The 9,880-nt window shown below is 60.0% G+C and carries 11 protein-coding genes and 1 pseudogene; 5 read left to right on the top strand and 7 right to left on the bottom strand.

The genetic code is table 11. From position 1 onward, the window contains the following. Positions 1 to 120: pseudogene (locus ACFPM7_RS30425) on the top strand (IS30 family transposase); the annotation flags it as partial. A 2-nt stretch (positions 121 to 122) separates the two neighbouring features. Here ACFPM7_RS30425 and ACFPM7_RS28200 read toward each other — a convergent pair. Next, positions 123 to 281, bottom strand: a complete 159-nt coding sequence (locus ACFPM7_RS28200; protein ID WP_378250844.1) for a hypothetical protein — start codon at positions 279 to 281, stop codon at positions 123 to 125. Positions 282 to 366: 85 nt separating this feature from the next. Continuing rightward, the gene (locus ACFPM7_RS28195) at positions 367 to 1,272 is read right to left on the bottom strand and encodes a TIR domain-containing protein (RefSeq protein ID WP_378250843.1); all 906 of its coding nucleotides are present in this window, start codon (positions 1,270 to 1,272) and stop codon (positions 367 to 369) included. 114 nt (positions 1,273 to 1,386) lie between these two features. Here ACFPM7_RS28195 and ACFPM7_RS28190 point away from each other — a divergent pair, with 114 nt between their 5' ends. Together ACFPM7_RS28190 and ACFPM7_RS28185 are read left to right on the top strand one after the other, a co-directional pair. After that, positions 1,387 to 2,706 (top strand): hypothetical protein, encoded by a 1,320-nt coding sequence (locus ACFPM7_RS28190; RefSeq protein WP_378250842.1) that lies wholly within the window; start codon positions 1,387 to 1,389, stop codon positions 2,704 to 2,706. A 76-nt stretch (positions 2,707 to 2,782) separates the two neighbouring features. Further along, positions 2,783 to 3,052 carry a helix-turn-helix domain-containing protein gene (locus ACFPM7_RS28185; RefSeq protein WP_378250841.1) on the top strand — a complete coding sequence of 90 codons (270 nt, stop codon included), beginning with the start codon at positions 2,783 to 2,785 and terminating at the stop codon, positions 3,050 to 3,052. 27 nt (positions 3,053 to 3,079) lie between these two features. Here ACFPM7_RS28185 and ACFPM7_RS28180 read toward each other — a convergent pair whose 3' ends face one another. From ACFPM7_RS28180 to ACFPM7_RS28165, 4 genes are all read right to left on the bottom strand, one after another. Then, positions 3,080 to 3,868: a hypothetical protein gene (locus tag ACFPM7_RS28180; protein ID WP_378250840.1), complete on the bottom strand. Its 789-nt coding sequence runs from the start codon at positions 3,866 to 3,868 to the stop codon at positions 3,080 to 3,082. 78 nt (positions 3,869 to 3,946) lie between these two features. After that, positions 3,947 to 4,444 (bottom strand): hypothetical protein, encoded by a 498-nt coding sequence (locus ACFPM7_RS28175; protein ID WP_378250839.1) that lies wholly within the window; start codon positions 4,442 to 4,444, stop codon positions 3,947 to 3,949. After that, complete coding sequence (locus ACFPM7_RS28170; RefSeq protein WP_378250838.1) at positions 4,441 to 4,923, bottom strand: helix-turn-helix domain-containing protein; 483 nt, start codon at positions 4,921 to 4,923, stop codon at positions 4,441 to 4,443. The genes ACFPM7_RS28175 and ACFPM7_RS28170 overlap by 4 nt, the downstream gene beginning before the upstream one ends. 47 nt (positions 4,924 to 4,970) lie before the next feature. Next, positions 4,971 to 5,432 carry a type II toxin-antitoxin system RelE/ParE family toxin gene (locus tag ACFPM7_RS28165; protein ID WP_378250837.1) on the bottom strand — a complete coding sequence of 154 codons (462 nt, stop codon included), beginning with the start codon at positions 5,430 to 5,432 and terminating at the stop codon, positions 4,971 to 4,973. Between the two features lie 680 nt (positions 5,433 to 6,112). Here ACFPM7_RS28165 and ACFPM7_RS28160 point away from each other — a divergent pair. Then, positions 6,113 to 7,507 (top strand): hypothetical protein, encoded by a 1,395-nt coding sequence (locus ACFPM7_RS28160; RefSeq protein ID WP_378250836.1) that lies wholly within the window; start codon positions 6,113 to 6,115, stop codon positions 7,505 to 7,507. A 390-nt stretch (positions 7,508 to 7,897) separates the two neighbouring features. Here ACFPM7_RS28160 and ACFPM7_RS28155 read toward each other — a convergent pair whose 3' ends face one another. Continuing rightward, positions 7,898 to 9,007, bottom strand: a complete 1,110-nt coding sequence (locus ACFPM7_RS28155) for a hypothetical protein (RefSeq protein WP_378250835.1) — start codon at positions 9,005 to 9,007, stop codon at positions 7,898 to 7,900. Positions 9,008 to 9,279: 272 nt separating this feature from the next. Between ACFPM7_RS28155 and ACFPM7_RS28150 the strand changes: the two genes are divergently transcribed. Next, positions 9,280 to 9,504, top strand: a complete 225-nt coding sequence (locus ACFPM7_RS28150) for a helix-turn-helix domain-containing protein (protein ID WP_378250834.1) — start codon at positions 9,280 to 9,282, stop codon at positions 9,502 to 9,504. Positions 9,505 to 9,880: the final 376 nt, after the last annotated feature.

The following is a 9,880-nucleotide window of genomic DNA, read 5'->3' as shown; positions in this document are numbered from 1 at the left end:
CCCCGCTACATGGCCGCCATCGCCGCCGAGATCAACGACCGACCCCGTAAGATCCACGACTGGAAGAAACCCAGCGAGGTATTCACCGAACTCCTCGCATCACATGCTTCCACCGCCTGAACTCACCCAGTTTTAACCTCATGCTTGAGTTCAGCAACGTCAGCTTTGAGTTCATGACGGAGCCCGGCGAGGTCATCTTTGGTTGCCATACGCGACTCGATAGAGTCGAGTCGCCTGTCCAGATGCTGCTGCAGGTTGACGAATAGTTGCTCGTTGGTCATATGTGAGCATTATGCGCTTTTATGAACCTGCAGTCAAACTCGGCGACGCCCTCTAGGAGCATCTACTGTCGCGAAATCCGAAGCCTCACGTCCACTCAATCTTCGGAAAATTTGCTGCATGGAACCGCCAAGTGCCGGCTCCACTGCGATCTGTAATATAACTGTACCACTCTAGGCGTAATTCGTCACTCGATTCGCTTACGATGCCCTCGTACTGAACTTTCCCGGGACTCGTTGAGACTACTCGGACTTGATTCCCGGACGTTAAGTATCTAGCTGCTGTAATATCGTCGTAACTACCATACTGTGCCGCATAGCCTAACCATCTAGACACATCCTGCACCGTCGAGGCAATGTCGCCATTTAAGCATTGAACAGTTCCAACGGACGCGACTCCGCGGTCATGGAAGCGAAAGCAACTCAGGGACTTTTCCTCACTGTCGAACTTGGCATACAGTCCATCACGGCGCACGGCTCCCCGACCAGTTTTATCGTCTTGCGTTGTTTCTGATCGATGCGACTGACGAAAGTCGCTAGCCGAACCTGGTGAACCTCCTGGCGCCCGTTGCTCCAGAACTTTTCGGTGAAGATGGCCAGCAAGTTGCTCGGGCGTATGGTCTACAGCACGGAGGTACCCAATGTGAGGGCTCAGGAGCTCCGACGGAATCGGACTGCTGTCCATTAGTACTGGAAGGATGTATCCGTCCCCTTGCTCGACGGCCTTGAGCATTGCACTGAAAAACTCGTCCCGCGCATAGGGCGCGGAAAAGTACTCCGCCGAGATGAACGGGACACAGAACTGGGCCCGTGAGGAGTAGATCTTTCGGAAGGCTGTAACAAAGTTCTGTCCCCAGAGGCTGGTCGCCATATCTCGGTCGTAGAACACCCGGAGGCCAAGTGCCTTGGCCGCACCGACGACCGCCTCGACGTAGGCACGGTGCTTGTAAGTGAAGGAGACGGCGATGTCGTAGTCAGTACTTAGCGCGCTCATCTTGGCATCCTATGCGAATCGCTCAACTCCACGTAGTTCCTCGAAACATCAGGCAACCCCTTAGATCACCTGACTGTCGCCGACTTCTGGTACACAGCAGCCATCGTGGTATAGGTGCTCAACGGACTGGAGGTGGGCGTCGTGTTCGACAGCCGCCAGCTCGCCACCCTCATCCTGTTCGGGTGCATCCTGCTGGTCATTCTCGCCTTCAAGGCCGGTCGAGCTGGAGCTGCACGCGTAGCCAGGTCGTTCTGGCACGTCAAGGTCGCCGTGCCGTTACTCCTTTACGTCGTGTGGCTTGTCGGGGTGCACTGGATGGCTGCTGAGGTGTTCGGCATCTGGAACGGTCGCCTGCTCGGTGAGTCGCTCTTCTGGGGGCTCGTAGCTGGGTTCGCTCCCCTGTTCCGCATGGTCAACTCGACTAAGTACCCCCACCCGTTCCGCTCGTTGGCCCGCGACCTAGTGAAGATCACGGTCTTCTTCTTGTTCTTCCTCAACCTCAAGCCGTTCGGCCTGGGGGTCGAACTCCTTCTTCAGGGAGCGCTCACCGCCCTGTCAGTCGTCTACGCGGTTGCGATGCACACGCAACAGCCGCGGGCGCGCAAGATCGCCGAGGTACTGCTGGCCCTGGTCGTTCTGGGCCTGACCGTCTACACCGTGGTGTGGCTGTTGCGGGACGGAGACACCGTCGACTGGGCACACGAACTGCGCAAGCTCCTCCTGCCCATCTGGCTCACCATCGGCACCTTCCCTTACCTCTTGGTCTTCGCGCTCTGGGACCGCTACAGCCTGCTCTTCGGCCTCCTCAAGCTGCACCGAGAAGAAGACCACCCCACCCGCCGGGCACGGCTCGGCTTGGTGCTTGGTCTCCGCGGGCATCTCAACGACATCCAAGACTTCCCGCGCTACGCCTACCTCGCCAACGGCGCCCGGACGGTCGGCGCAGGATGGCAAGCGGTGCGGACCTTTCGGGAGGAACGTGCAGCCAGCATCGCCAAGAAGCAGGCTGACGCTGAGCGGCTGGTGCGCAACGCCGGGGTAGTCGGCGTCGACGAGCACGGCCGCACGCTTGACCGACGCGAGTTCAAGGCGACCAAGGACGCCTTACTCTGGCTCGCCAACTGCCAGGTGGGCTGGCACGACCGCACCGGCGGCTACCCGACGGATCTCCTGGACAAGGTCAGCAGTTCGTTCCTGCGTCACGGACTGCCGGCCGACCACGGCATCTCGATGACGGTAAACGCAGACGGGCAAAGCTGGTACGCGTACCGCCGAACACCGAACGGACGAGTGCTAGGGATTGGCGCGCTCGGCGACCCGCGGGCGGAGTGGTTCTACGAGGGTGATGAACCACCGGCCGACTACCCGGCGCCTGGTGGTGCGTGGGGCCGAGCTGCCCATGACCGCGGAGTGGACTGGCACCGGTCGACGTAGCCGTACATCACCCGATGGTGCGGTGGAGTCTCAGAACGGCTGGGGTAGCTACTTCATGAGAAGCCGTGGAGGTGGCATGGATACGACGAAGACGACACCGGCCTTCTACACCGTGCGCGAAGCAGCGACCGAGCTACGTGTTGATCCAGCAACGCTCTACCGGGCTATCCGCGAGGATGGCTTCCCCGCAGTACGGATCCGCAGTCGCTACGTGGTGCCGAGCAAGGCGCTGCAAGCGCTGATCGACGAGGCAACCGAGACCGGACGGTTGGTCGATCCGAGGGAGATGGTTGCTCGGCGGCGAACGGAACGTGAGCTGGCGCGGCGGGCGCCGGAGTGGAACTGAGCTTCGCCTATACGGTCGACTAGGAGCTCAGGGAACGTTGAGCCAGCCCCGCTCGGGCAACCACACGATTGTCCTCCCAAGCCCAGAGAGCCAGAGGGCATCCACCCCATCCGGAAGCACCGGATCGCTTGCCGGTAGCCCACCAACGACTTCGGCACTACCAGGCAGAGGCTTGTCCATGAGCGCCCGGTAAGCAGTCATGTCTCCTGCCACCGTTGCGTAGATGTAAGCATGCCTCTCGGCGAATCCAGAGCGACTAAGCTTGGATGCAACGTCCGCGTTCTCTTGAAGAACAGTGCTGGCCCATTGACCCAGGAAGTCGTAGCTCCCATCCCAAGCGACACCAACTGCTCCGCACAGAGCGATGGCGCTCGTTGGGCCGTCGCCGCCGAGCACATGCTCGACGCCCATCTGGAAGAGTTGGTACTCCAGAGGATTGAAGTGAAAGGGCGATCCGGTCAGCTCCCGCAATCCTAGGCGCTCCAGCTCCGCCAGCAGCGCTGGAAGCTGCGCCCACACCCGTCGTACACGTGCCTGCGGGTGAAGCTGAGCCGTCCAGATCCGCGCTACGCCGGGCACGTCTTCTCGGTAGCCGTTGGCCCCGATCGCATTTGACAGCTCGACAGCTTGAGGTTGTGCGTCACGAACAACCTCGACCGCTCCGCGGTCTCGATCTGTGTACTCGATGCGGAGATCAGGCATGGAGGGTGCCGTCTGATCGTCGTGCTGAACGACGGGTACCCCAAGGAACGCTTCAACCCGAGCGCGCGCCTCCTCTTCTGGCTCACTCAGTGCGAGCGCCTTCTTTTGCCGCACCATGGGGTCCTTTCCTCGACTTGGTCCGCACGCCCAGACAACCGTTCGATACATGCAGCGAGTGCATCTGACACTGCGTTAAGTTTGATCCCGGACCTGAATCGCCAGCCTGAAGGCAGGAAGCGTCAAAGCTGGCAAGCCAATTCGACTGGTCAAGCTTGCGAAGAGTTCCCTGGCGTAGGGATACAGTGCAAACTGGCCCGTTGTCTGGGCGTACGCTTCCAGTTCGCCTTGCTCTAGCTCGGCATCACCGTCGCGCATCTCAAGGGTGAACAGTCCCGCTTGGACGCACCTAATCTCGGCGACCGGTGAGCCTTCCGCGTCCGATTCGTTCTTTTCGCCCTCGGCCACTTGATCGATAGTCAACTCGTACGATACGCGCACGATAAACGAAGTTTCACCGGGTTCGTACTCGATCGTCGGATGGTTCTCAAGCGCGAATCGAAGGCTGGCGCCCGGCTTCTGTTGGCCGACCAGCTCAGCGGAAACGCTCACCAGCCGAACATCGACGATGTCTGAGCGTGCAGCAATGCGCGCAGCTGATGCACGCGGGTCTTTCGTTACGGAAGTAGTCATGCGCTATACACCAAGTCTCCGGTACGCCTGACATAGGTAGAGCCGCCGAAGCTCCGCCATGAATCAGCTGCACGATGACGAACGGCCGGCTCGGTCGATCGCACTTGACGGAGATTCGGCCTATAAGCGAGAGTTGCCGACGACACCCAGTCGCAGTGAGGAGGCATCACGATCACTACGTGAACCTGCGCCTCGACCGCTCTGGCGTAACGCTGCAACGTCGAGAGCTTGGGATCGCTCGCCTCAGTTTCGAAGTTGCTGACGGTAGGCTGACGCACGCCCATTCGCCTGGCCACTTCGCTCTGCGTCAACCGAAGCGCTCTACGCAACCTGATCAGGCTATCGATGATCTTGTGGCGAATCCCCTCATCATCGTACGCAGCCTTAAACTGAGGGTTAGCGAGAGACTCTTCCAGGTACGGCGCTGCCTCATCCGGAAGATTGAATTCCACGTATGCTTCTTGCTGCTGATCGGTCATGGGTGACTCCGAGTCGACGGTGCGAGGCGAATGCCCGAGGCAGTAACTTAACCTCCCCCGGGCCCGAAGGTGTTACGCCAACTCTTCATGCGCTCTTTTGCTCGATTAAGATCTACAGGTGGCGTCTTCTGTTGATTCTTATAGAAGGCCGTCAACGCGATGTACCTGTCGCACCAACGAAAGAAGAGTACCCGAAAGTGGTTATTTCCGTCGCGATGACGGATCTCCATGATACCGCCACCGAGATGATCCACTTCTTTCCTACGGCTCTCTTCGGCCAGGAAGCGTTCTACCTTCTTCCACAGCTGGGCCCGGGGTCGATCTGGTAGCGCGTCGAACTCCTCCTTCGCTTTGGGGCGAGCATTCAGGCTTGAGCGCCACCAGTTCCAAGGAGGGCGTACATCACCCGACGAGTTGGCGATCTTGCCTTGTCGTCGGTTCTGCTTCGACACGATCCAGAACTCTTTTCGCGCTGCAGCGGATACTCCGAAGACGAACGAGCGAGGCATCGGGCGTACGATGCCTCGCTCGGGCTAATCAGCCCCGGCCGCTCTTGTTCTTCGTCGGGTCGACGTTCACCCACCCCTTGCCGGGCGTGGGAGAAGGCGGAAGGCGGTGCCCCTTGGGCACCGTGACCTCCGGCCCGCCGCCAACCGGGCGCCACTGCCCCGAGGTGGGAGCAGGGGTACCCGACGGGAGTCCCTTACGAGCCAAAACGATCACCTCCATCCCGAGCAACCTCAGATGCTGCAGCATGATCTCTATCGCCGAGACGCATGAAGACATGTAAGCTCAGTAATTGCGTGTCCAGCGCACTACCGAGCCCCCATCCGAGGCCATGCCCCCGGGTGGGGGCTTCGTGCTCGCTAGTCACAGTAGCACCAGCGAGTATAGGTCGCAACCTATATTCTCCGGTTCACCGCCAAGTGGGGCGTACGGGTCTCAACTCTGCAGTCCAGTAGCCGCTGAGCCAGCAACGGGCCGCGGCCTGCGGATGCTTCAGCGTGCCCGGTGCCTGCACGACTACGAGATGCAGCTCGCGTACGACGCGCCTTCGTGGCCTGACAGCTGCGTCAATCAGCAGGCCTCGTTCGCCAGGCTTGTAGAGCTAACGATTGACCCGCTACAGCGATACCCACATGTCGTCCGATGATCGACACCGTGCAACTGCGTAAGAGGAGAGGTGACGGTGAGATCTGAGGCTAGAGCGCACTACGAGGAACTGCTCAAGCAGTCTCGATTCATTAGCGTCAGTCAACTGTTTGCACGTGTGCCCACAGAGTATTGGTGGATGCTGGGAGGAGATGATTTTCATGATCAGTTTCTCGCGGTTATGTCTGACGACATACGCGAAGCAGTCGACAGCCGAGGAGGCTGGGACCTAACAGACTTGGTCATAGGCGTCTCCGATGAACCAGTCGACGGCATCGCAGAGTATCGGAGGTTCTCCGATGACTCGTGCCTCGTCCTGGTCAGCGATGGGCAACTGTTCTTAGGCAACGCGATAGCGAATTACTACACTGCCTTGTATGGCCGGTACATCACGCTGCCCAAGATTGGACGCATGTTGGTTGCGGCGACGATTGGTCCAGGTTGGCGGTACTACGCACACGTCGCCGGGAACCACGGGGCTACGGTGGGCGGCATTCTGCGAACTTACGCCTTGAACCGGTTCGCTCTGAATGACGATTCAACCGGTGCCGATATCGCAGATTCACTACCCCCTCTCTTCCGAACAAGGGGCCGCCTACTTAGCTTTGTTTCAAATATTGCCACATACTCGTGGAAGTTCATCGCACTTCATGAGCTTGCGCACTTCGTCCTTAAGCATGATCTTGCACCTAGTTGTGATCCTGTCGCAAACGAACTGGCAGCCGACAAGTTCGCCATCGAATCCCTCGTACGATGGGGGGAGACGCAGGCATTCCGAGATCTACCAGAGGCAGAAAGAAGGCGTGGAAGCTCCTACTATGCGACATTGGCTGCTGCTATCGCACTACTTTCGAGCCGTTTCCAAGAGAGAGTAAACCTAGTCCTTCCCGGCATTACCCATCCTGGCTATACGGAAAGGATCCAAGCCATCTGGTCGATATTAGAGGAAGACGAGCGCCAAGCGGCGGAGCTCATGTTCATGGTAGTTCAGGAAGGCGCGGACATAGCATCCAACCTTTCGAGCCAACTGCACCAGGCAGACTGGCAGCGCGCACAAAAAGCGGACGTCATTACGAGCGGAAAGTCGTCCTGGGGTAGTCGCGTCCAAGCAGCCCGTGACGAAAGCTCGGTACACTCTCCTACCCTCGCAGAGTGGCAGAGAACCGTGCATCCCCTTGCCAGAGTTGAGGCCGTTGCGAATGGCATTGCCCACCTACAGGCTGGGCGACTAGAATCAGCGCTCGACGCTTGGGGAGTCATCCAGTTCAGTTCGATGCTCCAGGGATATAAAGCTGTGCCGTTCACCTCTCTGCGGGATGCAATAGAGTCGTCGCCGGCATTTGGCATGATCGCCGATGATTACGAGCGCCTACGCACATCGACTATGATGGCTCGCCAATGTTCAGTTCTAGCGCGAAAGGCAGTCAAGTGAGCCAAGCGAACGAAGATGTCGTACTCACGATGAACGAAAACGATCTGTTCGAGATCTTGGGACGCTCACTACTTGGCGACGGTCCCAATTTTAGTGCCACCGGAGACGAGCGACACCGCAAGTTCGGAAAGAGGTGGTTCTCGAACAAGCGCGGAGAGCTTCAGACGTTGATCTGCAAAAGTACGACCGCCCGATGGCTCATTGATGATCCCTCAGTCGAGAAGAAGGTACAACTAGGTGCCATCATTAGCATTCTCGAGAATGGCCAGGTATCCTTCGACGCAGCTCAGAAGGTTGTACTCGCCGCACTTGTTGTGCGACTGAGTATCGGAGCGTTTTGTTCAGGATATACGCCTAGCGAAGCTGACGGACAGCCCTGACAGTGATTCCTCAGTTGCGCAAGCCAATCGGCGTGTCGAGCACCCACACAAACCCCAACCGCGACCCCGGCATTACCCAGCCGTCGTAGCCCACCTCGACGCTGCGACTAGCCGCCGAGCTTGGGCTGTGCAGGATCACCGGGCGTTGGTTGCTGGGGTTCGCGTCCAGGACGTTGACGAACTGGATGCCGGTGCCCTGGTAGTTGAACTGCACACGGAGGCCGTTGGTGGGCCGCGGGATGTCGAGGTAGAGCAGGTTGCCGCGTTGTTGGACGACGGCGCGGTAGGTGTATGTGATGTGGACTTCCCCGCCCGCGGTGGCGGCCTGGCCGAGGTCGGCGCTGTAGTACTGGGCGCCCTTGCGGGTGGTGCGGCGGATCGGGCGATCCTTGCCGTCGACCGCCAGCTGCACGAGCGAGAAGGCGTCTGGGGAGCTGGTGTCAAGGCCACGCACCTCCTCGAAGTACCACTGCCCAGCCACGGTCGGGTCATGCAAGAGTTCGCGGTACTCGCTGAGGTCGGAGACGCTGGCGAAGCGCAGGGTGCGGTGCGCTGGCCGGACGTAGTAGTCACGCTGGATGGTGGCGACGAACATGGCGGGCGCCGGGTTGCTTGGTGTGGGGTTCTGCCACGGTTCGAGCGAGATCGTGAGCCGCAGGTCGCGCCACCGTTCCGGGGCGAGCACCACCTGGTCGTGGATGGTGTCGTAGAGGTGGCTAGCCAAGTCGTCGTCCTGCAGCCGGATCCCCATGGCGTTGGTGGCGATGCGGTCGAGTAGTTGGGGTGAGGCGACGTTCTCCAGCGTCTTGGCATCAAAGGCCAGGCTGTCGAGAAGGGCGTCGCGGAAGGCGGGTGCTTCGCGGCGGACAGCCGTGCGGATGTGCTCCTCGGTGCGGCGATCCCCATGCTTGCGGTCGACGTACTCGAAGAAGACGGCCAACAGGCCCGTGCCGAAGAGCGTCTGGCCGATCTCCGTAAGGGGAAGTACCTCGAGCCAGCCAGGGGTCACGGCCAGTTCGACGTAGCGAGCTGCAACGAGGCAGAGGACACCGCCGACCACGGCAAAGACTGCGATGAGCTGCAGCTTTGCCTTATATAGCTGGTCGAGCGGGTGTACCATATGCAAGATCAAGTATAGCAAAGTGCTTGGCCTTGTTGAAGAATAAGAAGCAGCACCAGGGCGCTACAGACGCCCTGGTGCCGCTTGTCGTTCGTGGGTGCTCGGCTCGGCTACTTGCCGCCGCCGGTGCCACCAGCGCCATCGCCGGACATCCGCACTCCCCCTCCCGCTGCCTCACCCATTCGGGAAAGTCCTGGTCAGCGCCAGGATCATGATCGATGCTACTTATAGGTCTGTAGACTTACAAGTAGCACCCGAAGACGCTCCGCCGAGTGGAGGGCGAGCTGCAGCGGAGGGTGGGGCGCAACCTGCGCGCCTACCGCCAAGAGCGCGGCTTGAGCCAAGAAGCCTTCGCCGATGTCCTCGACGTGCACCGCACGTACATGGGGGGCTTGGAGCGCGGCGAGCGGAACCTGACGTTGCGGTCGTTGGAGAAGCTTGCGGCGCAGCTAGAGCTCGACCCCTTGGAACTGCTCACCGAACGACGGGAACGGTAGGGACGGTACGTGAACGCAAGAGCCAAGCGGATCGATCCCAACGCCTATACGCTCTGGCCGACGCGCTTGCCGTCATCTACTGGAACAAGGCGCCGCGGGCACGCTACTTGCGAGGGGTCCTCCGGAAGGTACCGGAGATCGTCTCGAGGCTGGACTTTGGGAACCGCACCACCAAGCGCGAGACCGCGGGCATGCTGGTCGACCTGCTCATGGCGGACGAGCACAAGTACCAGGCCACCACTATCGCCCTGATGCTCAACGTGGCCGCGACGGAGAACTTTTCGAACCTGGCGGGCCATACTCACGGGATGTCGGTGGAGGTCACTTGCGCCCTCCACCGACACTCCGCTTCTACTTCAACGGACGAGATGGCTGG

It is taken from the genome of Actinokineospora guangxiensis (assembly GCF_042657845.1).
Classification (GTDB): Bacteria; Actinomycetota; Actinomycetes; order Mycobacteriales; family Pseudonocardiaceae; genus Actinokineospora; species Actinokineospora guangxiensis.
The sequence above is the reverse complement of the archived record's forward strand: the minus strand, read 5'-3'. Positions and strand labels throughout refer to the sequence as shown.